The 26,430-nt window shown below is 72.4% G+C and carries 25 protein-coding genes and 1 tRNA gene; 15 read left to right on the top strand and 11 right to left on the bottom strand.

The features are described from left to right. The first annotated feature begins 81 nt into the window (after positions 1–81). On the top strand, positions 82–396 hold the full coding sequence (locus O7623_RS29970) for an STAS domain-containing protein (RefSeq protein ID WP_282226272.1): 315 nt from the start codon (positions 82–84) through the stop codon (positions 394–396). 83 nt (positions 397–479) lie between these two features. Here the strand turns inward: O7623_RS29970 and O7623_RS29965 are convergent, their stop codons facing one another. Both O7623_RS29965 and O7623_RS29960 read right to left on the bottom strand, forming a co-directional pair. Beyond that, the gene (locus tag O7623_RS29965; RefSeq protein ID WP_282226271.1) at positions 480–4,235 is read right to left on the bottom strand and encodes a SpoIIE family protein phosphatase; all 3,756 of its coding nucleotides are present in this window, start codon (positions 4,233–4,235) and stop codon (positions 480–482) included. 257 nt (positions 4,236–4,492) lie between these two features. Then, positions 4,493–5,047, bottom strand: a complete 555-nt coding sequence (locus O7623_RS29960) for a pyridoxamine 5'-phosphate oxidase family protein (protein WP_282226270.1) — start codon at positions 5,045–5,047, stop codon at positions 4,493–4,495. Positions 5,048–5,264: 217 nt separating this feature from the next. Between O7623_RS29960 and O7623_RS29955 the strand changes: the two genes are divergently transcribed. Continuing rightward, positions 5,265–6,230 carry a hypothetical protein gene (locus O7623_RS29955; RefSeq protein WP_282226269.1) on the top strand — a complete coding sequence of 322 codons (966 nt, stop codon included), beginning with the start codon at positions 5,265–5,267 and terminating at the stop codon, positions 6,228–6,230. 9 nt (positions 6,231–6,239) lie between these two features. Then, positions 6,240–6,749 carry a DUF309 domain-containing protein gene (locus O7623_RS29950; RefSeq protein ID WP_282226268.1) on the top strand — a complete coding sequence of 170 codons (510 nt, stop codon included), beginning with the start codon at positions 6,240–6,242 and terminating at the stop codon, positions 6,747–6,749. On the opposite strand, the gene O7623_RS29945 is transcribed toward O7623_RS29950, so the two are convergent. The 7 genes from O7623_RS29945 to O7623_RS29915 all read right to left on the bottom strand — a co-directional run bounded on the left by O7623_RS29945 (position 6,688) and on the right by O7623_RS29915 (position 14,515). Continuing rightward, entirely contained in the window at positions 6,688–8,868 is a 2,181-nt protein-coding gene (locus O7623_RS29945) for a GGDEF and EAL domain-containing protein (RefSeq protein WP_282226267.1), read from the bottom strand. The genes O7623_RS29950 and O7623_RS29945 overlap by 62 nt on opposite strands. 2 nt (positions 8,869–8,870) lie before the next feature. After that, entirely contained in the window at positions 8,871–9,692 is an 822-nt protein-coding gene (locus tag O7623_RS29940; RefSeq protein ID WP_282226266.1) for an SAM-dependent methyltransferase, read from the bottom strand. A gap of 196 nt (positions 9,693–9,888) precedes the next feature. Further along, complete coding sequence (pcaF, locus tag O7623_RS29935; protein WP_282226265.1) at positions 9,889–11,094, bottom strand: 3-oxoadipyl-CoA thiolase; 1,206 nt, start codon at positions 11,092–11,094, stop codon at positions 9,889–9,891. A gap of 21 nt (positions 11,095–11,115) precedes the next feature. Next, positions 11,116–11,907 (bottom strand): ABC transporter ATP-binding protein, encoded by a 792-nt coding sequence (locus tag O7623_RS29930; RefSeq protein ID WP_282226264.1) that lies wholly within the window; start codon positions 11,905–11,907, stop codon positions 11,116–11,118. A gap of 15 nt (positions 11,908–11,922) precedes the next feature. After that, positions 11,923–12,699: an ABC transporter permease gene (locus O7623_RS29925; RefSeq protein WP_282226263.1), complete on the bottom strand. Its 777-nt coding sequence runs from the start codon at positions 12,697–12,699 to the stop codon at positions 11,923–11,925. Beyond that, positions 12,696–13,559, bottom strand: coding sequence for an ABC transporter permease (locus O7623_RS29920; RefSeq protein ID WP_282226262.1), 864 nt, complete (start codon positions 13,557–13,559; stop codon positions 12,696–12,698). The genes O7623_RS29925 and O7623_RS29920 overlap by 4 nt, the downstream gene beginning before the upstream one ends. After that, positions 13,556–14,515: an ABC transporter substrate-binding protein gene (locus O7623_RS29915; RefSeq protein WP_282226261.1), complete on the bottom strand. Its 960-nt coding sequence runs from the start codon at positions 14,513–14,515 to the stop codon at positions 13,556–13,558. Before O7623_RS29915 ends, O7623_RS29920 begins: the two co-directional genes overlap by 4 nt. A 150-nt stretch (positions 14,516–14,665) precedes the next feature. Between O7623_RS29915 and O7623_RS29910 the strand changes: the two genes are divergently transcribed. From O7623_RS29910 to O7623_RS29870, 9 genes are read left to right on the top strand one after another with little or no spacing between them, the layout of a single operon-like run. Further along, positions 14,666–15,889: a 4-hydroxybenzoate 3-monooxygenase gene (locus O7623_RS29910; protein WP_282226260.1), complete on the top strand. Its 1,224-nt coding sequence runs from the start codon at positions 14,666–14,668 to the stop codon at positions 15,887–15,889. Positions 15,890–15,925: 36 nt separating this feature from the next. Further along, complete coding sequence (locus O7623_RS29905) at positions 15,926–16,765, top strand: CoA transferase subunit A (protein ID WP_282226259.1); 840 nt, start codon at positions 15,926–15,928, stop codon at positions 16,763–16,765. Continuing rightward, entirely contained in the window at positions 16,762–17,529 is a 768-nt protein-coding gene (locus O7623_RS29900) for a CoA-transferase subunit beta (protein WP_282226258.1), read from the top strand. The genes O7623_RS29905 and O7623_RS29900 overlap by 4 nt, the downstream gene beginning before the upstream one ends. Positions 17,530–17,560: 31 nt before the next feature. Beyond that, positions 17,561–18,304, top strand: coding sequence for a protocatechuate 3,4-dioxygenase subunit beta (gene pcaH / locus O7623_RS29895; RefSeq protein WP_282226257.1), 744 nt, complete (start codon positions 17,561–17,563; stop codon positions 18,302–18,304). Further along, positions 18,301–18,885 (top strand): protocatechuate 3,4-dioxygenase subunit alpha, encoded by a 585-nt coding sequence (gene pcaG / locus O7623_RS29890; protein WP_282226256.1) that lies wholly within the window; start codon positions 18,301–18,303, stop codon positions 18,883–18,885. The genes pcaH and pcaG overlap by 4 nt, the downstream gene beginning before the upstream one ends. Continuing rightward, positions 18,860–20,251, top strand: a complete 1,392-nt coding sequence (pcaB, locus tag O7623_RS29885) for a 3-carboxy-cis,cis-muconate cycloisomerase (RefSeq protein ID WP_282226255.1) — start codon at positions 18,860–18,862, stop codon at positions 20,249–20,251. The genes pcaG and pcaB overlap by 26 nt, the downstream gene beginning before the upstream one ends. After that, complete coding sequence (pcaD, locus tag O7623_RS29880; protein WP_282226254.1) at positions 20,251–21,069, top strand: 3-oxoadipate enol-lactonase; 819 nt, start codon at positions 20,251–20,253, stop codon at positions 21,067–21,069. The genes pcaB and pcaD overlap by 1 nt, the downstream gene beginning before the upstream one ends. After that, positions 21,047–21,550 (top strand): 4-carboxymuconolactone decarboxylase, encoded by a 504-nt coding sequence (pcaC, locus tag O7623_RS29875; RefSeq protein ID WP_282226253.1) that lies wholly within the window; start codon positions 21,047–21,049, stop codon positions 21,548–21,550. The genes pcaD and pcaC overlap by 23 nt, the downstream gene beginning before the upstream one ends. A gap of 28 nt (positions 21,551–21,578) precedes the next feature. Further along, positions 21,579–22,385 carry an IclR family transcriptional regulator C-terminal domain-containing protein gene (locus tag O7623_RS29870; RefSeq protein ID WP_282226252.1) on the top strand — a complete coding sequence of 269 codons (807 nt, stop codon included), beginning with the start codon at positions 21,579–21,581 and terminating at the stop codon, positions 22,383–22,385. A 78-nt stretch (positions 22,386–22,463) separates the two neighbouring features. Here O7623_RS29870 and O7623_RS29865 read toward each other — a convergent pair whose 3' ends face one another. Both O7623_RS29865 and O7623_RS29860 read right to left on the bottom strand, forming a co-directional pair. Continuing rightward, positions 22,464–22,799 (bottom strand): hypothetical protein, encoded by a 336-nt coding sequence (locus tag O7623_RS29865; protein WP_282226251.1) that lies wholly within the window; start codon positions 22,797–22,799, stop codon positions 22,464–22,466. 660 nt (positions 22,800–23,459) lie between these two features. Then, a tRNA-OTHER gene (locus O7623_RS29860) sits at positions 23,460–23,586 on the bottom strand. Positions 23,587–23,707: 121 nt separating this feature from the next. Here O7623_RS29860 and O7623_RS29855 point away from each other — a divergent pair. The 3 genes from O7623_RS29855 to O7623_RS29845 are packed head-to-tail and all read left to right on the top strand — an operon-like array spanning position 23,708 to position 26,410. Continuing rightward, positions 23,708–24,340, top strand: coding sequence for a DUF998 domain-containing protein (locus O7623_RS29855; RefSeq protein ID WP_282226250.1), 633 nt, complete (start codon positions 23,708–23,710; stop codon positions 24,338–24,340). A 10-nt stretch (positions 24,341–24,350) separates the two neighbouring features. Beyond that, positions 24,351–24,893: a helix-turn-helix domain-containing protein gene (locus O7623_RS29850; RefSeq protein WP_282226249.1), complete on the top strand. Its 543-nt coding sequence runs from the start codon at positions 24,351–24,353 to the stop codon at positions 24,891–24,893. Then, positions 24,890–26,410 (top strand): serine hydrolase domain-containing protein, encoded by a 1,521-nt coding sequence (locus O7623_RS29845; protein WP_282226248.1) that lies wholly within the window; start codon positions 24,890–24,892, stop codon positions 26,408–26,410. The genes O7623_RS29850 and O7623_RS29845 overlap by 4 nt, the downstream gene beginning before the upstream one ends. Positions 26,411–26,430: the final 20 nt, after the last annotated feature.

Raw genomic sequence — 26,430 nt, 5'->3', positions numbered from 1 at the left:
CCCGGACGGCCGGCCGGCGACCCGACCAACCGTTACCTCCGATTCTTGATGGATCCGCACAGTTGTGCCATCTTCTACTGCGTGGACCTCGAGGATCCGGAACCGGTCTTCTCCGCCACCAGTGACCTCGACGGCCACCGCCTGACCGTCACGGTGCAGGGCGAAGTCGACATGGCGACGGCGGACAACATGTACCAGGCGGCGACCCGGGTCGCCGCCGACGCGCTCACGCTCGACCTGCGTCAGGTGTCGTTCTTCGACTCGGCCGCGATCCACGCGTTGATCCAGCTCATCGACCGCTACCCGCAGGCGCTGACGGTACTGCCGTCGCGGCAGGTCCGCCGGGTTCTGGAGGTCTCCGGTCTCGGCGAACAACCGTGGCTCGCCGCAACCTGACCGTCACCGCTCAGCACCGCCGGACCGTCACCGCTCAGCACCGCCGGACCATCACCGCTCAGCCACCGCCGGACCGTCACCGCTCAGCCACGACCGGTGCGCGCCGCCAGCCGCCGGCCGAGCGTCACCCGGCTGCCGTGTTCGTCACGGTCGATCCGCAGCTGGGCCAGGGCGGCGATGAGCGCCAGCCCGCGCCCCCGGAACCCTGCGTCGGTCGCCTCCCGCCAGCCGCCGCTGTCGCGCACACTGGCCGTCAGCTCGTCGCCGTCGATCGAGACGTCGACCCAGATGTCCGAGTCCGCCGGGCTCACCGGGTGCTCTATCGCGTTGGCCGCCGCCTCGGAGATCGCCACGGTCAGGTCGAACTGGTCGGTCTCGCTGAGGCCGTGCGCGGTGAAGAAGTCCTCCAGCCGCCGCCGCAGCAGCGCCAGCTTGGTCGCCTGCGCCGGCAGTCGTAGCGTCAGCCGGTCCAGTTCGGTGGTCTCCAGCACCAGCACCGCGACGTCGTCGCGGCGGGGCCGGCGGGCCACCCGCCGCAGCAGCCGGTCGGCGACGTCCTCGACATGGTCGCCGCCGGCCACCGCGTCGGCGCGGACCTGGTCCAGGCCGGCGTCGATGCCCTCGGTCCGGTCCTCGATGAGCCCGTCGGTGTAGCAGATCAGCCGGGTGCCGACGTCGAGCCGGGCGAGCGACGTCTCGTAGCTGCTCGCCGGGATCGCCCCGATCGGCGGCCCGAGGGCCCGCTCGTGCAGCAGGTGTGCCGTACCGTCGGCGACCAGCACCGGCGGCGGGTGCCCGGCGCTGGCGTAGCGCAGCTCGCCGGTCGACGCGTCGACCGACAGGCACACCACGGTCGCCAGTGACCGCCGACTCATCGTCGCCATCAGGCGGTTCAGCCGGGTCAGAGCGTCACCCGGGGCGAACCCCTCCAGCAGGTAGGCGCGCAGTGCGTTGCGCAACTGCCCCATCGTGGCGGCCGCGCTGACGCCCTTGCCCACCACGTCGCCGATGACCAGCACGAGCCGGCCACCGCCGACCTCCAGCGCGTCGTACCAGTCGCCGCCGACCTCGGCCTCGGCGTTGCCGGGCAGGTACCGGCTGGCGAGCAGGGCACCGGGCACCCGGGGCAGCGTCTGCGGCAGCAGACTGTGCTGCAGGGTGGTGGCGATGCGGTGTTCCGCCTCGTACAACCGGGCATTGCCCAACCGCAGACCGACCAGCCGGGCGAACTCCGACAGGGCGGCGGAGTCGATGTCGGTGCCGGCCTCGTCGGCCGGCCAGACCAGCAGTTCCCCGAGTCGTTCCCCGGTGGCACCGATGAACGGAATGGCCGCCGCCGGCTCGCCTGTGCTGCGACCGCCACCGTCGGCCTCGTGCCGGGCTCCGGGGGCGGTGGCGACCACCCGGGCCGCGTGGGCCAGCCGCTGGACGTGTGCCACCGTCGCCCGCAACACCTCAGCGGTGGTCTGCGCGGTGTTCACCGCGATGGCGGCGTCGGCGAGCGCCCGCAGCTGCCGGATGATCTGGCCGCGCAGCTGGCCGAGTTCGACGTTGGCCCGGACCCGGGCGACCAGCTCCCGCGCCGCGAACGGCTTGACCAGGTAGTCGTCGGCACCGGCGGCGAGCCCTTCGACCGCGGACTCCGGTCCGGCGCGGGCCGAGAGGACGACGACCGGTACATGCCGGGTCCGCGGGTCCGCCCGCAACGCGGCGACCAGCCCGAATCCGTCGAGGTTCGGCATCATCACGTCGGTGAGGACCAGGTCGAACGCGGTGCGGGTGGCCAGGTCGAACGCTTCGGTGCCGTCGGTCGCGGTCACCACCTGCCAGTACGGTGCCAGCAGCCGGCTGACGTGGTCGCGCAGGTCGGCGTTGTCGTCGACGACCAGCACCCGCCCGACCGGCGTCCCGGGCCGCGACGAGGACACGGGGTCGGTGACGCCGTGCGTCGTCGCCTGCGGGTCGGCCGGTGCCGTGCCGGTCCACCGTTCGGTCTCGGCCAGGTGCAGCCGGACCACGTCGCTGTCGCCCACGTCGACGTCGCCCACGCCGCCGACGTCGATGTCGGCCGGCCCGACCGACGGGGACAACAGGTGCCCGGTGCCGAGCGGGACGTCGACGGTGAAGACACTGCCGTGGCCGGGTTCGCTGCGTACCGCCACGGTGCCGCCGTGCAGCTGCACCAGCTCGCGGACCAGGGCCAGTCCGATGCCGGTGCCCTCGTGACTGCGGCCCCTGGCGCCGGCCACCCGGTGGAACCGTTCGAACAGGTGCGGCAGGTCCGCCGGCGGGATACCGATCCCGGTGTCGGCGACGGTCAGCTCCGCCATCTGGTCGCGCTGGCGCAGCCGGACGGTGATGCCGCCCTCGAAGGTGAACTTCAGCGCGTTGGAGAGCAGGTTCAGCACGACCTTCTCCCACAGGTCCGGGTCGACGTGGACCGCGACGGGCAGCGGCGGGCAGTCCGCCACCAGGTCGAGGCCGGCGCGCTGCGCGGCCGACCGGAACGTGCTGACCAGGCGGTTGGTGTGGTCGGCCAGGTCGACCGGCTGGAACGTGGCCCGCGCCCGCCCCGACTCCAGCCGGGAGAAGTCCAGCACCGTGTTGACCAGTTTGAGCAGGCGCAACGCGTTGCGGTGCATCATTTCGGCCCGCTCCCGGTGCCCGGCGGGCAGGTCCGGCTCGTCGAGCTGGTCCTCGATCGGCCCGAGCAGCAGCGTCAGCGGGGTCCGGAACTCGTGGCTGACGTTGGCGAAGAAGTCACTTTTTGCCTGGTCGATCGCGGCCAGTTCCGCCGCCCTGGCCCGTTCGTGCAGATAGGCCCGCTGGTTGGTGACCGCACTGGAGACCTGGCGGGCGAGCAGGTCGAAGAAGTCACGGTAGTCACCGGTGAAGGGCAGGTGCCGGCTGCCCGCGAGGACCAACGCGCCGACCGGATCGGTGGCGGCACAGATCGGCAGGACGAACGCCTCCGCGGCCGCGCTGTCCGGCGGTACGGCGACGAAGTCCCCGACCGGTGCCGACCCGTCGGTGCCCTCGCGCAACGCGGCGAGCAGCGCCGCCGGGGCGGTGTCGGATTCCGGATGCCGGGGCGCGACGACGGTGTCCGCCGGCACGCCGGTCACACCGGCGAGTCGGGCGGAATCGGCGTCGGAACCCAGATACAGCAGGGCGAACGGTACGTCGCGGCGGCACCCGTCGAGCACGTCGAGCACTCCCCGGCGCAGCTCCGCCTGACTCTGCAGATCCGACAACCGGGTGCTGAGGTCGGCCAGGGCCCGCAACCGCCGCTCACCGAGCACCCGGCCGGTGGTCTCGCTGACGACGCAGTAGACCCCGCCGACGCTGCCGTCCTCGACCCGCAGCGGATCGTAGGAGACGTCGAAGTAGGTCTCCTCCAGGAAGCCGTGCCGTTCGAGCATGAACGGGTGGTCGGTGCCCCGGTAGGCGGTGCCGCTGGCGACGACCCGGTCGAACAGCGGCTCCAGGACGTCCCACAGTTCGGACCAGTGTCGCGCTGCGGGCTCCCCCAGGGCCGCCGGATGTTTGGCCCCGATGGTGGGCAGGTACGCGTCGTTGTAGAAGGCCCGCTGTTCGTCACCCCAGTACAGGACGATCTGGGCCTGGGAGGAGAGCATCATGGCGACGGCGTGGCTGAGACTCGCCGGCCACTGGTGCGGCGGGCCGAGCGGCGTGGCGGACCAGTCTCGGTCGCGGATCATCGCCCCCATCTCACCGCCCGCGTCGAACGCGGCGGCGAGTGCGGCAGGCAGGGCTGCTGGTGAGGTGGCGGGTGCCGGCGCTGCGGCGGCCCCTGCCGGCCGATCACCCTCTGCCATCACTGACCACCCTCAATAATCGAACCCGGCACGCCACCGCACCGCCCGGCCGGTGCCGGACCGTCCCCTGCCCCGGACCGTCCCCTGCCCCGGACCGTCCCGGCGTGGCCCGCCTCCTACCCGGTGGCGGGCCCGCCCTAACGTGCCGGCGGACACCGTCGGCTGCCGCCGCGCACGGAGCGCCCTGCCCGCCGACGGGTCACCCGGCGACCCGTCAGCGGGCTGTGCGGACCCCCAACCGGACCGGCTCCGACAGTTCAGGAGAACGCCGGCAGACCGTCGAGGCTGACCGCGTTGCGGGTGGCGCGGTAGTCCACCAGATCGTCGGCACTGCGGCGGGCGTGCGCCTGGATCAACAGGTCGCGGTCGCCACCGTACTGCAGCAGCGGGACGCCGTACCCGCAGGAGTCGCTGACCCGCGTGACGTCGACCAGAACCACCGACCGCGCCCCGTGCTGGTCCGGTGCATCGTCGAAGATCGCGGCCAACTCGGTGAACCGAGGGTCGTCGACCGGCACCACCGACCCTTGGCCGTGCAGCCGGACGATCTTCGGTGGGCCGTCGAACGCGCAGAACATCAGAGTGATCCGCCCGTTGTCGCGCAGATGCGCCACCGTCTCCGCGCCGCTGCCGTGGTAGTCCAGGTACGCGACCCGGCGCTCGCCGAGTACGGCGAACGTGCCCCGCATTCCCTTCGGGGAGACGTTGACGTGGCCGTCACCTCCCGACGGCGCGGTCGCGACGAAGAACATCGGCTGCGCCTCGATGAAGGCCCGTAGGCGACCGTCGATGTCGGGATAGACCTTTCCCATCGCTCCATGGTCGCACGCGACGATCGCGCGTCGACACGGTGCGCGGTGCCGGCGACGCGTGCCGTAGGCGACACTGCAGGGTGTACCGGTGGCACCCGTACGGCACGAAGGTCGCCGGCTGGGTCACCCGCCGGTGCGGCCGCGACGTCATGCCGGGTGTGAGTGGTGCGTTCGACACGACCACGGGCGGTTCGGCGACACGGGAAAGGCGGGCACGGTGGCGAGTGAGATGAAGCGGCTGCTGGAGCAGGAGCTGCTCGGCCAGCCGGCGCCGCCGCTCGGGGACCTGGTGGCGACGTCGATCCGGCAGGGCCGTCGGCGCCGCCGGGTACGCCGGGTGCTGGCCACCGTCGGCGGTGTCGCCGCCGCGGCCCTCGCCACTGTCGCGGCTCTGCTCGCTCCGGCGATGCTGGGGGCGATCGCCACCGGGCCGGTCGACGAGGTGGCGGCACCCGCCGCGGCACCGCCGGCCACCCTCGCCGTACCGGCCCCGACACGGGGCCCGGCCACCGAGGCCCCGGCGGCCCCGAGCCCGACGCCGCGTCCCCGCTGCGGGGAGAGCGACCCGGTGGGGTTGTCGGCGTCGCTGTCCCCACGGATCCACGTCACCAACTGCCCGGCGCCCGAGTCGCTCGATTTCGACGTCGTCGGGCCCGAATCCGGTGTCGTCGGTCCCGGACCGGACACCACGTTCGCCACACCCACCGCCGAGGACGCGCTGAAACTGCTGCTCGGGCTCCTTCCCGAGGGCCGGACCAGCGACCATGCGACGAGCGCCGAGCTCTGGCCCCGGTCGGGGTTGTCGACCGTAGCGCTCCATCTGGATCGCGGTGACGGGCCGGGGATGATCCGGTTGACCATCTCCCAGGCGGATCCGGCCTCGGCATCGCGGTGCGACGCCGGGCAGCTGTGCTACACGTTGCCGGACGGCACCGCCGTGGTCATCTACGACCTGACGGACGACTGCCTGGCCGGTCGCGGACTGTGGGTGCAGCGCCCCGACGGGATCCGGGTCGAGCTGAACATCGCCCGATGCCAGCCCTGGGACGGCCGCACCAACCCACCGACCGAGCCCGCGCTGACCACCCAGGAAGCGCTCACGATCGCGCTGAATCCACAGTGGGGTATCTGGACGCCGACGGAGGCCGTCGAGCCGGGGAGTCGGATGCCGACCGGCGGCTAGGGTTGGCCGGTGACCCGTCGACCAATCGACCGTGACCGTGACGGTGCGGGGCGTCCCCGCAACGCCCGGCCCCGCGACGAGCTCGGCCGGCCGCTGCCACCGGGGGCAGCCGGGGTCCCGACGACACCGGACGACCTGGTGCTCACCCCGGTCGAGGCACTCGACGAGGCACAGCGGCTGCTCGACACCGGCCGACCGTTCCACGCCCACGAGGTGCTGGAGTCGGCCTGGAAGGCAGCACCGGCGCCAGAGCGGGAGTTCTGGCGCGGCCTGGCTCAGCTGGCCGTGGGGCTGACCCATGCTCGGCGGGGGAACCCGACCGGTGCCGCCCGGTTGCTCGCCCGGGCGGCGCAACGGATCGCGCCGTACGCCGAGCAGTCGCCGTACGGCGTACCCGTCGCGGACCTGGTGCGGTTCGCCCACGCGGTGGCCGAGCGGCCCGCGCTCGACGGCGCCGTCACGGTCCGGTTACGTCCCGGTCCCGGTCCCGGTCCCGGTTCCGGGACAGCGCAGCGGTGATCTGGTCGGCCGGCACCGGACGCCCGAAGTGCCAGCCCTGTGCCTGGTCGCAGCCGAGCGCGGCGAGCCGCCGCGCCTGCTTCGCGGTCTCCACGGCCTCGGCGGTGACGGTCAGGTCAAGGGCGTGCGCGAGGCGGACCAGCGCATCGACGATCCGCTCGTCGCGGTCGCTCTGGGGCCCGTCGGCGCGCATCCCCTCGACGAAGCCGCCAGCCAGCTTCAGTACGTGGATCGGCATCCGCCGCAGGTAGGCCAGGTTGGAGTAGCCGGTACCGAAGTCGTCGATCGCCAGCCGGACGCCGAGACCGGCGAGGCGGCGCAGGGCCCGCAACGGCTCGCCTCCGGTGGCCATCACCGCGCTCTCGGTCAGCTCCAGCTGCAGAAGGTGCGGCGGCAACCCGGTACGGGTCAGCACCCCGGCCACCTCGGCTACCAGCTGCGGATCGCTGACCTGCCGGGCGGCGATGTTGACGCTGACCACGATCGGGACGTACGGATGCGCGGCGTGCCACCGGCTCGCCTGCCGGCAGGACTGCTCGAGCACCCACCGGCCGAGGCGCACGATCAGGCCGGTCTCCTCGGCGAGGGTGACGAACCGGTCCGGGCCCAGCCGGCCGAGTTGTGGATGCTCCCAGCGGACCAGTGCCTCGACCGCGGTCGTCGTACCGTCGGCGAGGCGGACGATCGGCTGGTACTCCACCACGAACTCGCCCCGGTCCAGGGCAGCCGGCAACGCGGCGGCCAGCGCCGAGCGGGTGACGTCCTGCGCGCCACGGACCGGGTCGAAGGCGGCCCACCGGCCGCGCCCGTCGGCCTTGGCCCAGTGCAACGTGGTGTCGGCGGCCTTCATCACGTCGGTGGGATCCCGGCCGATCTGCGCGGATTCCACCACCGCCGCGCTGGCTGTGACAGTCAGCTGGTGACCGTCGACGTGGATCGGTGCGGCGAGGGCGGTCAGCACCGACTGGGCGACGCCGACCAGCTCGGCGGTGCCGGCGCAGTGGTACACCAGGATCACGAACTCGTCACCGCCCATCCGGGCGACCAGATGCCCGGCGTCGGCGACGCTGGCGACGAGCCGTTGGGCGACCACGGTCAGCACCCGGTCACCGACCCCGTGACCGAGCCCGTCGTTGATCGACTTGAATCCGTCGATGTCGAGGAAGCAGACCCCGACCTGCTGCTGATCGTCGGCGAGCGCCGCCGCGAGCTGGTCGAAGAACCGCACCCGGTTGGGTAGTTCGGTGAGCGGGTCGTGCTCGGCCTGGAACCGCAGCCGTCGCTGCATCTCGTACCGGTCGCTGATGTCCGCGACCATGGCGACGGTGAACCGGGGGCGGCCGTCGTCGTGGCGCACCAGCGACACCGCCAGGTCGGTCCAGATCGGTCGGCCGTCCTTGCGGTAGTACCGCTTCTCGACCCGGACGCTGTCGTGTTTGCCCTCGATCAGCTCCAGATAGAGCTGGTACATACCGGGGGCGTCGTCCGGGTGGAACAGCTGCCCGACGTTGACCTCCCGCAGCTGCGCCACCGGGTACCCGAGCATGTCGGCGAAGGCCTGGTTGACGTCGATGATCCGGCCGGTGAGGTCGGCGATGCCGATGCCGATGGCGGCGCCGGTGAACACCGCCCGGAACCGGGCCTCGCTGTCGCGCAGCGCCTGTTCGGCGGCATCGCGGGCGGACCAGGCGGCCCGGCGGATGCTGGACTGCTGCGCGAAGACCCGGTTGCGCAACGCGCGGGCGTAGCCGCCGGCCAGCGCTCCCTGCAACCGGCCGACCCGCTGCCGGGCCGGTGCCGGGTCAGCCAGGTGCGGCAGCACCAGCGGCAGGAAGTCGCGGCCGAGGGCGGACACCGTCCAGTCGAGCACGGCCGGCTCGGTCAGATGGTCGTCGACCATCGCCCGCCCGACGTCACGGCCGGGCTCGTCACTGAACGTCGCGGCCGCCACCGCGTTTGCCAGTCGCAGGGTGTGTCCGAGAAGGATGTCGACGGTCTCGGCGGAGCTCAGGGGAAGGTAGCCGAGCTGGCCGGCGGCGGCCGCCCACCGCTGTGCGAACCGCCGCGCACCGTCGACGTCGATCCCGGCGGCCGCGTCGCCCGTACCGGACGCCGGCATGATCAGGACAGGGCGGCGTCCCGGCGGGCGACACCGCCGAAGGCACCGAACCGCTCCGGGTGATCATCCACGTCGGTCGGCGAGTCCGGCCGCCACAGCGGCAGGTGGACGATTCCGGGCTCGACGACGGTGAAGTCACCGAACATCGCGGCGACGTCCGCCCTGGACCGCAACGTGATCTCGGTGTCGGTACGGGCCGACAGCCGCTGGGCGGCGAGCACCTCCGCCGGCTGGTCCTCGTAGGTGGCGTGGGAGATCACCAGGTAGCTGCCGGGAGCGAGATGGGCCCGCAGCCGGCGCAGGATCTCCTGCGGATCGTCGGCGTCGGGGATGAAGTGGGCCACCCCGGCGAGCAGCACCGCCACCGGCCGGCCGAAGTCGATCAGCCCCGTCGCCACGGCCCGGTCGCAGATCGTGTCCGGCTCACGCAGGTCGGCCTGGATCACGGCGGCGGTGGCCACATCGGCCAGAATGGTCCGGCTGTGCGCCACCGCCACCGGATCGATGTCCACGTAGACGACGGTCGCCGTCGGGTCGACCGCGTGGGTGACCTCGTGGACGTTGCCGACGGTGGGGATGCCGGATCCGATGTCGAGGAACTGGTCGACGCCGTCGGCGAGCAGCATCCGTACCGCTCGGCGCAGAAAGGCCCGGCCGGCCCGCATGGTCTCGGCCAGATGCGGTGTCATCGCCATGATCTGCTCGGCGAGTTGCCGGTCGACCTCGAAGTTGTGCGCGCCGCCGAGGAAGTAGTCGTAGACCCGGGCAGCGCTGGGGCGCGAGATGTCCACTCCGGCCGGTACGTCGTCGAGCTGGTCCGTCATCGTGTCCTTCAGCCTCCTGCGACGCCCGTCGCACCGCTGTGCACGGTCAACTACGCGCGGCGGCACCGGCAGCGCCCCGGCCGCCCCGCGCGGTACGCCGGCCCATGGTAGCGCCGCGACGGTAGAATGTGCACCGCTGGCAGATTCACGACAATGCCGGAAAGCTGCCCGACGGCGTAGCCGCCTCGGGCGACGCTCAGCGGGCTGACTCCAGCAGCAACGAGATGCCCTGCCCGACCCCGATGCACATGGTGCACAGGGCCCGCTGAGCGGACCGTTCGCGCAGCTCCAGCGCCGCGGTCAGCGCCAGCCGCGCACCGCTGGCACCGAGCGGATGCCCGAGGGCGATCGCCCCTCCGTTCGGATTGACGTGCTCGGCGTCCTCCGGTATGCCCAGCTCGCGGAGCACCGCGACGGCCTGCGCCGCGAACGCCTCGTTCAACTCGATCACATCCACGTCGGAGAGTGCGACGTCGAGGCGGTCGAGCAGTCGCCGGGTCGCCGGCACCGGGCCGATCCCCATCACCCGGGGAGCGACCCCGGCGGTGGCCGCCCCGACCACCCGGGCCAGTGGGGTCAGCCCGTACCGCTGGACGGCGGCGGCGCTGGCGACCAGCAGCGCCGCCGCACCGTCGTTGACCCCTGAGGAGTTGCCGGCGGTCACCGTACCGCCGTCGCGGAACGGCGTCGGCAGCGCGGCGAGCTTCTCCGCCGAGGTCTCCCGCGGGTGTTCGTCGACCGCGACGGTCACGGTGCCCTTGCGGCCCTGCGGCACCTCGACCGGGGTGATCTCGGCGGCCAGCCGGCCGCCGGCCTGTGCCCGGGCGGCCCGCTGCTGGGACCGCAACGCGAAGGCGTCCTGCGCCGTACGCTCGACGCCGTACTCGGCCGCCACGTTCTCGGCGGTCTCCGGCATCGAGTCGGTGCCCCAGCCGGCGCGCATCAGCGGGTTCACCAGCCGCCAGCCGATGGTGGTGTCGTGGATCTCCGCCGCCCGCGAGTACGCCGTGGTCGCCTTGGGCAGCACGAACGGTGCCCGGCTCATGCTCTCCACCCCACCGGCGACGACCAGGTCGGCCTCCCCGGCGACCACCGCCCGGGCGGCGATCGCCACCGCGTCCAACCCGGAGCCGCAGAGCCGGTTGACCGTGGTGCCGCTGGTCCGCTCCGGCAACCCGGCCAGCAGCGCCGCCATCCGGGCCACGTTGCGGTTGTCCTCACCGGCCTGGTTGGCGCAGCCGAGCACCACGTCGTCGACGGCCGCCCAGTCCACCGACGGATGCCGGGCGACGAGTTCGCGGATCACGTGGGCGGCCAGATCGTCCGGACGCACCGCAGCGAGCGCGCCGGCGAACCGGCCGATCGGGGTACGGACGCCGGACACCAGGTAGGCGACGGACATGACAGGGCTCCCTCCGGCAGGTCAGTGCTGGCCGGCCGGGGCGCGCTGACCCCGCTTGGCGGCCTGGATCTGCTCGTAGACGTGACCGCGCAGCTGGGTGAAGCGCGGATCGGCGCGGGTGTGCAGCTGATCCCGGTCGACCGGCAGGTCCACCGTGACCTCGTCCTGCACCACCGTCGGCGACGAGGAGAGGATCAGCACCCGCTGACCCAGGTAGACCGCCTCGTCGATGTCATGGGTGACGAACAGGATGGTGACGCCGAGCCGCTGCCAGAGCTGGCGGATCAGATCCTCCAGGTCCGCGCGGGTCTGGGCGTCGACCGCAGCGAACGGCTCGTCCATCAGCAGCACGTCCGGCTGGTACGCCACCGCACGGGCGATCGCCACCCGCTGCTGCATGCCGCCGGAGAGCTGCCACGGGTAGGCGCTGTGGGTGTCGGCCAGACCGACCGCGGCCAGCGCCTCGTCGACCAGTGCCCGACGCCGGGCCCGGGCCATCCGCTTCTGCCGCAGCGGCAGCTCCACGTTGTCCCGCACGTTCATCCACGGGAACAGGCTGCGCCCGTACTCCTGGAAGACCACGGCCATGCCCGGCGGCGGGCCGGTGACCGTCTCGCCGCGCAGCCGCACCTCACCGGAGGTCGGCGGCAGCAGGCCGGCCATGCACTTGAGCAGCGTCGTCTTGCCGCAGCCGGACGGGCCCACCAGGCACACCAGGTCACCGGCGGCGATGGTGAAGGTCAGGTCGCGCACCGCCTCCACCTGGCGCTGGCGTCCGTCGTAGACCTTACGCAGGCCCTGGACATCGAGCATCGCTCGTCACCTTTCTCATGAGCTGCGCTGCGCCCGCCGCAGGCCGTGGTACCAGGCCAGGGCGCGCAGCTCGACGAAGCGGAACAGCACGGACAGAGCGAAGCCCAGCAGGCCGAGCAGCAGGATGCCGCTCCACATCTGCGGAATCGCGAAGGTGCGTTGGAACTGCACGATGGTGAAGCCGAGCCCGTTGCTGGCCGCGAACATCTCGCTGATCACCATCAGGATGATGCCGATCGACAGTGCCTGGCGCATTCCGGCGGCGATCTGCGGGCTGGCCGCGCGCAGCACCAGGTGCCGCAGCCGGGCCGCCCCGGTGATCCCGTACGAGCGGGCGGTGTCGGAGAGCACCTCGTCGGTGGCGCGTACGCCCTCGACGGTGTTGAGCAACACCGGCCAGACGCAGCCGGCGGCGATCACCACGACCTTCATCGTGTTGTCGATGCCGGCGAAGAGCATGATGATCGGCACCAGCACCGGTGGCGGAATGGCGCGGAAGAACTCCAGCACCGGTTCCAGCACGCCGCGTACGGTCCGGAAGCTGCCGACCAGGACGCCGAGTCCGACCCCGATCACGACGGCGACGGTGTAGCCACCGGCCAGCCGCAACAGGCTGGGCAGCACGTCGGCCAGCAGCCGCTCGGCCGTCCAGGTCGTGGGGAAGACGGTGAGGATCCGGCTCAGCGGCGGGGAGTAGAAGCTGGTGCTGCCGGCGGTGGCGAACCACCAGACGGCGAGCAGCACCACCGGCAGGGCGAGTGCGAAGCCCACCCGTTTGGCCAGCCCGGTCACACGATCACCTCGCCGCGCATCGACTGGTGCCAGGACAGCGCCCGGCGCTCCACCGCCCGCGCGACCAGGTTGATCGCCACGCCGAGCAGGCCGGTGACCACCACCAGGGCGTACATCAACGGCACGGCACCGGAGGTCTGGGCGACCGCGATCCGGTTGCCGAGCCCCGGGGCACCGATCACCAGCTCTGCGGTGATCGCCAGCACCAGGGCGACGGCCGCGGCCAGTCGTACGCCGGTCATCACGTACGGCAGCGCGGTGGGCCAGACGACGTGTCGGACCCGGGCCCAGGTGCCCAGGCCGTAGCTGCGGGCGGTCTCGTCGGCGACCGGGTCGACGTCCTGTACGCCGTAGAGCACCTGGACCAGCACCTGCCAGAAGGCGGCGTAGACGACCAGCAGCAGGGTGGACTCGATGCCGGTGCCGTAGAGCAGTACGGCGAGCGGGATCAGCGCCACTGACGGGATCGGGCGCAGGAACTCGACCGTCGAGGCGGTCAGGGCCCGCAGCAGCGGCACCGTACCGATCAGCACTCCCAGCGCGATGCCGGCGCCGACGGCGATGGCCAACCCGATCGCCCACGCGGTGAGGGTGTCGCCGAGCGCCACCCAGAAGCGGCCTTCGCCGAGCAGGTCGACCAGCGCGGCGAGGATCTCGGTGGCCGGCGGCAGGTACCGGGCCGACACCAGCGGCGTGGCCGGCAGGATCTGCACCACGGCGAGCAGGCCGGTCAGCCCGGCGAGGCCGAGCAGCAGGTTCGACGGCCGGCGCCGACGCGTCGGCCGGGGCCCGGATGCTGACGTGCCCCGGTCGGGGCCGGCGGTGCCGGCCCCGACCGGGGTGTTGTCGACCGCTGTCACGGCAGCAGCGCGTCCAGATCCGGCTCGGAGTCGAAGACGCCGTCGGCGAGACCGAGCTCGGCGACCCGCTCGATCGACGCACGGTTGATCTCCGCCGGCCACTGCGGCAGCGTCATCGCGTCCAGGATGGCCTGGTCGATGTCGGTGTAGCTGCGCAGCACGTCACGCACCTCGTCCGGGTGGGCGTTGGCGTAGGACAGCGACTCGGCCATCGCCTCCTGGAAGCGGGTGACCAGGTCGGGGTTCTCCTGGGCCAGCTTCGTGCTGGTGAAGTAGACCGCGACGGTCAGCTCGGGAGCGGTGTCGACGAAGTTCCACGCGACGACCCGGGCACCGGCGTCCTTGGCGACGGTCAGCGACGGCTCGACCATCCAGGCCGCGTCGATGTCGCCGTTTTCCAGCGCGGCGGGCATCTGGGGGAACGGCATCTCGACGAACTCGATGTTCTCGGGGTCGCCGCCGGCCTTGCGGACCGACTCGCGGACGCTGGTGTCGCCGATGTTCTTGAGGGTGTTGACCGCGACCTTCTTGCCGGCCAGGTCGGCAGCCGTCTGGATCGGGCTGTCACCCTTGACCGCGACGCCACCGAAGTCACCGTCGGTGCTGCCGGTCGAGGCCACCCCGTTGGAAACGACCTTGATCGGCACGTCGCTGACCTGGGCGGTCATCAGCGAGGTGACGTTGCTGAAGCCGAACTGGAACTGGTCACTGACGACACCAGGGACGATGGCGGCGCCGCCCTGGCCGCTCTCCATCGTCAGGTTGATGCCGCGCTTGGCGAAGAAGCCCTTCTCGTCACCGAGGTAGATCGGTGCGACGTCGACGATCGGGATGACGCCGACGGTGACATCGGTTACTTCGCCGGTGCCGTCGGCCTCGTCGGAGGACGAGTCGGAACCACAGGCGGCGACCAGCAGCGCGGTTGCCAGAGTGAGGGCGACGAGGGGCCGTCGCATGGGACCTCCAGTTGAGGGATGGGTGTGACCGATCGGGGGTGTTCGCGTACCGAACGGTGGTTCTTATGATGAACGTACGGGCTACCCCGGCTCACGTCAATGTCGCATATCGGAAGATACTCTGCCAATCCGGCAGGGGGAGGGAGCAGCGTGCGCACCCAGGTTGGCATCATCGGAGCGGGACCGGCGGGGCTGATGCTCTCCCACCTGCTGCACCTGGAGGGTATCGACTCCGTGGTGCTGGAAACCCGCAGCCGGTCGTACGTCGAGCGCCGGGTCCGGGCCGGCGTGCTCGAACACGACACGGCACAACTGCTCGCCGACACCGGCGTCGGCGACCGGATGCGCCGGGAAGGACTCGTCCACACCGGCCTTGATCTGCGCTTCGACGGCGTGTCGCGACGCATCGACCTGGCCGCGCTGACCAGCGGACGGTCGATCACCGTCTACGGCCAGCAGGAAGTGGTCAAGGACCTGATCGCCGCCCGGCTGGCCGCCGGCGGCGAGATCCTGTTCGAAGTCTCCGACGTCAGCCTGGACGGCATCGACAGCGACGCCCCGGTGGTCCGGTTCGAGCACGAGGGCACCATACGCGAACTGCACTGCCTGGTCGTCGCCGGCTGCGACGGTTTCCATGGAGTCTGCCGGGGCGCCATCCCCGAGACGGCCCGACGCACCGTCGAGCACACCTACCCGTTCAGCTGGTTGGGGATCCTGGCCCAGGCCGCGCCGTCGGCGCACGAGCTCATCTACACCCACCACGAGCACGGCTTCGCTCTGCACAGCATGCGCAGCCCCGAGGTGACCCGGCTCTACCTGCAGGTTCCCAACGAGACCGACCTGGCCGACTGGCCGGCCGCCCGGATCTGGGACGAGTTGCACACCCGGCTGGCCACCGACGACGGCTTCACCCTCAAGGAAGGTCCGATCCTGGAGCAGGGGGTGACGCCGATGCGCAGTTTCGTTACCGAACCGATGCGCCACGGTCGGCTGTTCCTCGCCGGCGACGCGGCCCACATCGTGCCGCCGACCGGCGCGAAGGGGCTCAACCTGGCGGTGGCCGACGTGCGGTTCCTGGCCGAGGCGCTGACCAGCTGGTTCAAGCTGGGACGGGGCACCGGGCTCGACGAGTACTCGGCCCGATGCCTGCGACGGATCTGGCGGGTGCAGCACTTCTCGTCCTGGATGACCGGGTTGCTGCACCGACCGGCCGACGCCGACGAGTTCTCCCACCGGTTGCAGATCGCCCAACTCGAGTACGTCGCCACCTCGACGGCGGCGGCGACCACCCTCGCGGAGAACTACGTGGGGTTGCCGTTGGACTGGAGCCGGCGCGTTGACACGCCGGTGCGGCCGACCGTACCGTTCGCTTAGCGAACGATTGTTCTACACACGCACCGGGGATGTGGCATGGGTGAAATCTCCTCACTGTCCGACGCTGTCGCCGAGCTCGTCCACGACGGCGACAGCGTCGCCCTGGAGGGCTTCACCCACCTGATCCCCACCGCCGCCGGGCAGGAGATCATCCGACAGGGCCGGCGGGACCTGACGCTGATCCGGATGACCCCGGACATCGTCTACGACCAGCTGATCGGTGCCGGCTGCGCCCGCAAGCTGATCTTCAGCTGGGCGGGAAACCCCGGCGTCGGATCGCTGCACCGGTTCCGCGACGCGGTGCAGCGCGGCTGGCCCCGGCCACTGGAGATCGAGGAACACAGCCACGCCGGCATGGCCAACCGGTACGTCGCCGGCGCAGCCGGGCTGCCCTTCGCCGTCCTGCGCGGCTACGTCGGCACCGACCTGGTCGCCCACACCGCCACCATCGCGCCGATCACCTGCCCGTTCACCGGCGAGGTGCTGACCGCCGTACCGGCGCTCAACCCCGACGTCGGCATCGTGCACGCCCAACGCGCCGACCGACAGGGCAACGTCCAGGTGTGGGGCATCACCGGGGTGCACAAGGAGGTCGTCCTGGCAGCGAAACGGTCGCTGGTCACCGTCGAGGAGATCGTCGACGAGTTGGAGCCCCGCCCCGGCGCGATGGTGCTCCCCGGCTGGGCGATCACCCGGGTCGCCGAGGTGCCCGGCGGGGCCCACCCCTCCTACGCGATGGGCTACAGCGACCGGGACAACGCCTACTACCAGCAGTGGGACGAGATCAGCCGGGACCGCGAGACGTTCACCCGCTGGCTCGACACGCAGATCCACCACACGGCCGAAGCCGCGCCGACCGACGGGGGTGCCGCATGAGCGACCCGGCCGCCAGCAGCCACTTCACCCTCGACGAGATGATGACCGTCGCCGCCGCCCGGGCGCTGCGCGACGGCGCACGCTGCTTCGTCGGCATCGGCCGGCCGAGCACCGCTGCCAACCTGGCCCGCCGTACCCACTCCCCCGGGCTCGTGCTGATCTACGAGTCCGGCACGATCGGGGCAAAGCCCGACCGGCTGCCGCTGTCCATCGGTGACGGCGTGCTCGCCGAAACCGCCGACGCGGTCGTCTCGGTGCCGGAGATCTTCAACTACTGGCTGCAGCCCGGCCGCATCGACGTCGGATTCCTCGGCGCCGCCCAGATCGACCAGTACGCCAACATCAACACCACCGTCATCGGTGCCACGTACGCCGACCCGAAGGTCCGGCTGCCGGGTGCCGGCGGCGCGCCGGAGATCGCCGCCTCCTGTGGCGAGGTGATCGTCATCGTGCCGCAGAGCCGACGGACCTTCGTCGACCGCGTCGACTTCGTCACCTCGGTCGGCTTCGGTGCCGGCCCCGGCGACCGACAGCGGCTCGGCCTGCGCGGGCGCGGACCTACCCTGGTCATCACCGATCTCGGCCTGCTGCGCCCGGACCCGGACACCTGTGAACTGACCCTCACCCAGCTGCATCCCGGAGTGCAGGTCGACCAGGTCACCGCCGCCACCGGTTGGCCGTTGAAGGTCGCGCCCGACCTGACGACCACCGCCGAGCCCACCGCGCAGGAGCTGGCCACGCTGCGCCAGCTGCTGCAACCCTGACCGGTCGACACCCCCGAGGAGGCAACCGCCCATGCCTGACCCCGCCGCGCCCGACGCGAGCCCCCGCAGGCTGCTGCTGCCGCGCTACCGCCGCGACGACACGGCCGTACACCCGCCGCTGCTCTCCCCCGGCTACAAGTCCACCGTGCTGCGCGCCCCGGCCGAGCCGCTGGTGCTTCTGCCGCAGACTCTCACCGAGGTGACCGGCCCGCTGCTGGGCGAGGGTCGGGTCACCGCCGCCGACGCCGACCTCAGCCGCGACCGCGACGGCCAGGCGCAGGGCCAGCGGATCATCGTGCACGGCCAGGTCCGCGACAGCGACGGGCGGCCCGTGCCCGACACCCTGGTGGAGGTGTGGCAGGCCAACGCCGGTGGGCGTTACCTGCACAAGCTCGACCAGCACGACGTACCGTTGGATCCGCACTTCACCGGCGTCGGCCGGGCGATGACCGACTCGATGGGCCGCTACCGGTTCGTCACCATCAAACCCGGCGCCTACCCCTGGCGCAACCACGCCAACGCCTGGCGGCCGGCGCACATCCACTTCTCGCTGTTCGGCCGGGCCTTCACCCAGCGCCTGGTCACCCAGATGTACTTTCCCGACGACCCGCTGTTCGCCTACGACCCGGTGCTCAACTCGATCCCCGACCCGGCCGCCCGGCAACGGCTGATCTCGACCTTCGACCTGGACAACACCGTCGAGGAGTGGGCGCTCGGGTTCCGGTTCGACATCGTGCTGCGTGGGCGCGAGGCGACCCCGATGGAGGAAGCATGACCAGCGGCGCTTCAGCGGTGTGGGACCAGCTGACCGAGCTGACCCCCGCGCAGACGGTCGGGCCGTACCTGGGGATCGGCCTGCCCTGGCCGGACGGGCCGTACGTCGTCGAGCCCGACGCCCCGGGCGGGATCTGGCTGCGTGGCCGGCTGCTCGACGGGGCCGGCGACCCGGTGCCGGACGGCCTGATCGAGACCTGGCAGGCCGACGGGCAGGGCCGCTTCGACCACCCGGACGACCCCCGGGGTGCGGTGGCCGGGTTCCGTGGCTTCGGTCGCTGCCCGACCGACGAGTCCGGCGGGTACGCCATCCACACCCGCAAGCCCGGGCCGGTGCCCGGCCCCGACGGGCGGCCGCAGGCACCCCACGTCGACGTGTCGGTCTTCGCCCGAGGGCTGCTGCACCGGGTCGTCACCCGGATCTACTTCCCGGACGAGGTCGAGGCCAACGCCGCGGACCCGGTCCTGGCCGAGGTGCCGGCCCACCGGCGGGCCACGCTCGTCGCGACCGCCGAGCCGGACGGCTACCGCTTCGACATCCGGCTGCAGGGCGAGCATGAAACCGTTTTCTTCGCCGTCTGAGCCCGACACCGGCCCCGCCGAGGCCGGCCCGGGCGGGCTGTTCGACGCCCTGCTGGCTGCTGGCGCGGTCCGCGCCGCCGTCGACGACCAGGCGTGGCTGCGCGCCATGCTCGACGTCGAGGCGGCGCTGGCCCGCGCCCAGTCGGCACTCGGGACGGTGCCGGCGGCCGCCGCCGAAGCGATCACCGCCACCGCCCGGGACCACCGGTTCGACCTGGCGGGGATCGGCGCAGGAGCCACCGGCGCCGGAAACCCGGTGGTGCCGCTGGTCGCCGCGTTGCGCGCCGCCGTCGGCCCGGACACCGGCCGGTACGTGCACGCCGGGGCGACCAGCCAGGACATCCTGGACACCGCCGCGATGCTGGTGGTCCGCCGTGCCCTGGCACCGTTGCACGACGACGTGGCCAGGTCGGCCGCGGCCGCCGCCCGGCTCACCGAGACCCACCGCGACACCCTGCTGCCCGCCCGTACCCTGCTGCAGCAGGCCCTGCCGACCACCTTCGGGCTGGTCACCGCCGGCTGGCTGACCGCTCTGGACACCGCAGCCGACGCCGTGGCCGCCGCCGGTGACCGGGTCCCGGCGGTGCAGCTCGGCGGCGCGGCCGGCACCCTCGCCGCGTTCGGCCCCACCGGCCCGGCACTGGTCGACCGGCTCGCCGCCGAACTCGGGCTGACCGCGCCGGTGCTGCCGTGGCACACCGACCGCAGCCGGCTGGCCGACCTGGCCGGCGTCCTGGGCGGCGCCGCCGGCAGCATCAGCAAGGTCGCCCGCGACGTCACCCTGCACGCGCAGACCGAGATCGCCGAGCTCGTCGAGGAACAACCCGGCGGTTCGTCGACCCTGCCGCACAAACGCAACCCGGTCGCCGCAGTCACCGCGCTCGCCTGCGCCACCCAGGCGCCCGGGCTGGTCGCCACCCTGTTGGCCAGCATGACCCAGGAGCACCAACGCGCGGCCGGTGCCTGGCACGCCGAGTGGCGACCGCTGCGCAGCCTGCTGGAATCGGTCGGCTCGGCGGCGTACTGGCTGCGCCGCTGCCTGGAGGGGCTGCGGGTGGACGCGGTCCGGATGCGGGCCAACCTCGACGCCACCGGCGGCGCGCTGCTCGCCGAACGGGTCAGCGGCGCGTTGGCCGGGCAGCTCGGCCGGCAACGGGCCAACGAGATCGTCAAGGCTGCGGTCACCGGCGGGCCCGCCGCCGGGCTGGCCGAGCGGCTCGCCGCCGATCCACAGGTGGGCACCGTACTCGACCGGGCGCGGCTGGACGAGCTGCTCGACCCGGCCGGTTACCTCGGCGCGTACGACGACCTGATCGACCGGGCGCTGCGTGCCCACCACCGCCGACCGGACCAGGGGGACCGCTGATGAGCACCGACGGCCATCCGGTGGACGTCGACCACGAGATCGTCGGATCCGACGGTGCGCCGGTGGTGCTGCTGGCCAACTCACTGGGCAGCACCCGGGCGATGTGGGATCCGCAGGTGCCGGTGCTCACCGACGCCGGGCTGCGGGTGCTGCGCTTCGACACCCGGGGCCACGGCCGCTCCCCCGTACCGCCTGGTCCGTACACCCTGGATGATCTCGGTGCCGACGTGCTCGCCCTGCTCGACCGCCTGGAGCTGGACCGGGTCCATGTCGTCGGCCTGTCGCTCGGCGGAATGATCGGCATGTGGCTGGCCGCCAGGGCCGCCGCCCGCGTCGACCGGCTGGTGCTCTGCTGCACCTCGCCGCTGCTCGGGCCGGCGCAGGCGTGGGTCGAGCGGGCGGCCACCGTCCGGGCCCACGGCACCGGCGCCGTCGCCGACGCGGTCGCCGCCCGCTGGTTCACCCCGGGCTTCGCCGCCCGGCGACCCGAGGTCGTCGCGGCCGCCCGGGACATGATCGCGGCGACCCCGCCCGAGGGGTACGCCGGCTGCTGCGCCGCGATCGAACGGATGGACCTGACCGGGCTGCTGGGCTCGATCACCGCCCCCACCCTGGTGATCGCCGGTGCCGACGACCCGGCGACTCCGCCAGCGCACGGTGCGACGATCGCCGCCGGCATCCCCGGCGCCACCCTGCGGATCGTCGACGACGCCGCGCACCTGGCCACCGTGGAGCAGCCGGACGTCACGTCCCGGCTGATCCTGACCCACCTGACCGGACAGGAGGTGACCGGCGATGCCGACCGACCCGCCGCCTGACCCGGCGACCGGCCCGCCGTACGACTCCGCGACCCCGTCGCCGGACCCGCGCCACGAGGCGGGAATGGCGGTGCGCCGCGCCGTCCTCGGCGACGCCCACGTGGACCGGGCGATCGCCAACACGACCGGGTTCACCGCCGACTTCCAGGACTTCATCACCCGGTACGCGTGGGGCAGCGTATGGGCCCGCGACGGGCTGGACCGGCGTACCCGCAGCTGCATCACCCTCGCCCTGCTCACCGCACTGCACTGCACCGACGAACTGGCCATGCACGTGCGGGCGGCGCTGCGCAACGGGCTCACCGCCGACGAGATCAGCGAGGTGCTGCTGCACACCGCGGTCTACGCCGGGGTGCCGGCTGCGAACAGCGCGTACGCCGTGGCGCAACGGGTGCTTGCCGAGACCCCGCACGTGGGTAGTCAGAACCCCGACAACACAACGGGATCATCGGTGGATCCCGGCGCGGTGGAACCTCGCTAAGGTTCTGCGACAACACAACGGGAGAGCCATGAGCGAGCACGGGCGGGAAGCTCATTTCGTGCAGTCGTTGGAGCGCGGCCTGGCCGTGATCCGCGCGTTCGACGCCCGCAATCCCGAGCTGACGCTCAGTGAAGTCGCCCGGATCTGCGACCTGACCCGCGCCGCCGCCCGCCGCTTCCTGCTCACCCTGGTCGACCTCGGGTACGTGCGGACCGACGGGCGGATGTTCTCCCTCACTCCCCGGGTGCTGGAGCTGGGGTACGCCTACCTGTCGGCCATCTCGCTGCCGGAGGTGGCCGAGCCGCACCTGGAACGGCTGGTCGCCCAGGTGCACGAGTCGTCGTCGGTGTGTGTCCTCGACGGCGACGGGGTCGTCTACGTCTCCCGCGTACCGACGTCGCGGATCATGACGGTCTCGATCAACGTCGGGACCCGGTTCCCGGCGTACGCCACCTCGGTCGGCCGGGTGCTGCTGGCGTACCTGCCCGAGGAGGAGGCCACCGCCCGGCTGGAGGGCAGCCGGCTGGACCGGCTCACCGCCCGTACCCTGCACACGGTGCCGGCGTTGCGGGCGGAGCTGAACCGGATCCGCGCCCAGGGGTACGCCATCGTCGACCAGGAGTTGGAGGACGGCCTGCGGTCGGTGGCCGCACCGATCCGGGACCGGGCCGGCACGGTGGTCGCGGCGGTCAACATCTCGGTGCACGCCAGTCGCCACACCCTCGAGTCGATCCGCCGCGAGTTGCTGCCGCACCTGCTGGCCACGGTCGCGAAGATCGAGGCCGACCTGCGGATCGCCGCCCCCGGCCGCACCGCCCGGCTCCCCGGCGCCTGACCGCGCCAGCACCGATCACCGAGCGGTCCCGGCGCGCGCCGGGACCGTCGAAACGGCTCAAGGGACACTCGATACGGGTCAGCAGTTGCCGAGCTTGTCGTCACGCTGCACGGAGGTCCAGGCCAGCCGCTCGCCGGGCACGTTGCGTACCGGGTAGGGCGTGCCGTTGTGCGTCGCGAGTTCCCGTGCGTACTCGTCGCTGACGACGTAGACGTGAAGTTCGAAGCTCTGTCCAGCCGACGTCGAGTCGCCGATGACGACCCGGTTCGCCTGCCAGGTGTGCCGGGTGGAGTCGAAGTGGAGTGGCTGTTCGTAGTAATAGTCGAGGTGACCGGCCACGCGGACGAAGAGCACCGCCGTTTGGCTGTCCGCCGGCTCGTATCCGGTGCCGGAGACGTCCGAGCAGTTCGGCACGACCTTGGAACTCGTTATCGCGAACGGCACTGGTGGCATCGCGGTCGGTGGTGGGGCGGTCGTAGCGGGTGGTGGCGCGCTAGTGGCCGGTGGTGGGGCCGGCGTAGGAGCCACGGTGCTCGACTCGGGCGAACCAGACGCGCCCGAGGTCGGCGGGACCGGCGAAGCACTCGGCGTCTCTGGCGCGGCCGGCATCCACGTCGGCTGTAGCGGGTGGACGGCTGACGGGTCGGGACCAGGTGGGTTCTCCCGGCCGAGAGCGAGGTACGTCGGCACGGCCGCCACGACACCGACGAACAGCGTGACCAGCACGCCCGATACCGCTACCTGCTCGGCGGGCTTGAGCGCACGCCACCATCGCCGCATTCATGCCCTCCTCCGTCGCCGGGCACGCGGGCCTTCATTGCACACGACGCCGAGCCCATTGCGCTCAGCCAGTCGCATACCCGACCAAGCGCGGCCATGGCAATCGCCACGACGGATGCGCCGCGTGGCAGGGAGCCCAGGCCGGTACGACACAGGGGGCGAGGGCAAGAGAGAGGTAGCCAGCTGCGATCGTGCGTCACCACCGGTGGTGGACGCCAGTCCGTCCGGAACAACACACCGGGATGTGGTACCTGGAGCGCGGTGCAGCTTTCCTGTGGCAGGTCAGGGAACCTGCGGACCGGAGGGGATTTGAACCCCTGGTGGGGCATGGCACGCCAGGGGCCCCACGCACTGTCGAGTCGTCCGTGCGTGCCCGGCGTACAACTCGTGTGCTGCAATAACCCGCCTCTGCCACCGGTCCTGGTTGAGTGTCGCGCCAGCATGGCTCCTACCGCAGCCACGTTTCCCGAGCGATCTGAGTCCGATGTACGGCGCACCGTGGCGCAACCACGGGAACCGTGGCCACGTGGCACCGTAGGCACGTGAGGCGTACCAGGTGGTGGGCGGTCGGGGCGGCGGTCGGCGCGGTCGGCGGCGCGGTGACCGCGACGGTCGCGGTCGTCGCCGGTCCCGGTCCGCGACTGCGCGGGTACGTCAGCGAGTCCGGCGTCGGCGACGGCGGCTACGTGCTGGCGTACCAGTTGGGGTTCCTGGTGCTGGCGGCGAGCCTGCTGCTGCTCGCCGGGGCGCTGCGGCCGGTACCGGTCGCCGCCGCGCTGCTGGTCGCGGCAGCCGTGGCGACGGCCGTCTCGGCGACGGTGCCGTGCCGGGAGGGCTGCCCGCTGCCGCCGCACGATCCGGTCACCGTCGCCGATCTGGTGCACGGCGGGGCGAGTGTGCTCGCGGTGGCCTGCTGTGTCTTCGCGATGGTCGCCACCTGGTGGTCCGCCGCGTCGACCCGCACGGCGCGCCGGCTGGCGCTGTGGGCGCTGGCGGGCGCACTGCCGCTGGCGGCGACGGTCGGGCTGACGATGCTGCTGGTCGGCGGAGGGCTGCTGGTCGGCGTGCTGGAGCGCCTGCTGTTGCTGCTGATCGTGGCGTGGTGCGTGGGTACGGCGGCGAGCGTCGCCCGTGACCCGGAGCACTCCGATTGCAAGAAGTACGTAGGTACGTAATAGTTGATTCATGAGTGATGAGCTGGCCGAGCGGGTCACCGCGCTGGAGCAGCTGGTGCGGACCCTGGTCGAGCGGTGGGATGCCGGGTCGCCGGCCGCCCCGACTGTCGCCACGAGCGGCCCGGACACACCGTCGGGCCCGGACCGGCACCCGTTCTGGGCGCTCGACGGGCTCAAGGCACAGGTCGGCGACAGCTCCGGCGCGGTGCTCTACACCGGCACCGTCACCCTGCCCACCGGCGAGCACTACGACTGGCAGTACGGACACACCGTCGACGACCTGCTCGACGCCGACTGGCGCGGGTACGCCGAGACCCTGACCGCGCTCGCCCACCCGGTGCGGCTGCTGCTGATCCGGCAGATCCTGGCCGGCACCCGGACCGTCGCCGCCCTGGCCGAGATCGACGGGCTGGGCACCACCGGCCAGCTCTACCACCACCTGCGCCAACTCGTCAGCGCCGGCTGGCTGCGCTCGTCGGCCCGGGGGCAGTACGCCGTACCGCCGGAGCGGGTCGTCCCCCTGCTGATCGTCCTGTCTGGAACACACCGATGAGTCCGGTCCGTACCCGCGCCGTGGTCGTCGCGACGGTCGTCGCCGTCGTCGGCGGGCTGCTCGCCACGCTGATCGCCCCCTGGCCGGCCCGCCTCGGCGACGCCGACACCGGAGACGCCGCGCTCGCCGCCGAGGTCCGGGCGGTGATCGACGACCCCGCCGGGTTGCGCGGGCTGGCGGTGGCCCGGGTCGCCGACGGACAGGTCCGCACCGCCGGGCTCGGCGACCGGACGCCGGGTCTGGCCGGCCGCCCCGGTGAGCCGGTGACGCCGGACACCCCGTTTGAGATCGGTTCGATCGGCAAGACGCTGACCGGGATGCTGCTGGCCGACCAGATCGCCGACGGTCAGGCCACCGCCGACACCACGCTCACCGAAGCGCTGCCCGGTCAGGAGTTCGGCGACCCGGCGGTCGGCGAGATCACCCTGGCGGAGCTGGCCAGTCACCGTTCCGGCCTGCCCCGGCTGCCAACAGTCGGTCTCACCGACACGCTCGCCATGTCGCTCGGCGCGTTGCGCGGCACCGACCCGTACGCCGGCCTGGACCCCGACCGGATGCGCGCGGCGCTGGTCAGCGCACGGGTCGGCGACGGGTACGGCGACGTGAGCTACTCCAACTTCGGCACGGCGCTGCTCGGCATCGCCCTGGCCGAGCGGGCCGGCACCAGCTTCCCCGAGCTGGTCGAACGGGAGATCCTCGACCCGCTTGGGATGGCCGACACGGGGTACGCCCTCGACGGTGCCGCCGTGGCGGACGGTGCGGCGACCGGCAGCACGGCCGGCGGCCGGAGCACCGAGCCGTGGCAGGCGTCCGGGCTGGCCGGTGCCGGGATCGGCCTGTGGTCCACCGCGCCCAACCTGGCCCGGTTGGCTGCCGCGCTGCGCGACGGCACCGCGCCGGGTGCGGATGCGGCATCGCCCCGCTTCGACGCCGGTGACGACAGCCGGATCGGGTACGGCTGGTTCACCACCAGCTACGACGGCCGGGAGATCGTCTGGCACAACGGCGGGACCGGCGGCTTCCGGTCGTACGTCGGCTACGACCCGGCGACCGGTGACGCCGTGGTGGTGCTGGGCAACACCGACCGGCCCGTCGACCCGATCGGCCTGGCGTTGCTCGGAGTGACCACCGACGACGATTCCACCGGGGCCCGACCGCTGATGATCGGCATCACCGTCGTGTTGCTGCTGGCCGGGGCGGTCACCCCGGTGCTGACCTCGCTCGGCGGCCGGCGGCGCTGGCTGCCGGCGGCGGACCGGCTCAAGCTGGTCGGCGCGGCGACGACCGCGCTGCTCTACCTGCTGATCGTCCACCTGGCCGGCGCCTGGTCCGAGGTGTGGGCCGGCTGGTGGGCACTCGCCGTCGGGCTCGCCGTCGGCGGTACGGCACTCGGCACACTGCACTGGCAGCACCTGCCGGTGATCGGCTCCGGTCGGCCGTGGCTGCGCTGGACCGGGCTGGCCACCACCGTCACCGTGACCGCCCTCGCCCTTGCCGTCACCCTGCTGCTGAGCTGACCGTCAGGATGAAGACGGGC

It is taken from the genome of Solwaraspora sp. WMMD791, from assembly GCF_029581195.1.
Taxonomy (GTDB): domain Bacteria; phylum Actinomycetota; class Actinomycetes; order Mycobacteriales; family Micromonosporaceae; genus Micromonospora_E.
Note: the sequence above shows the minus strand (reverse complement) of the source record. Positions and strands in the feature narration are given on the sequence as shown.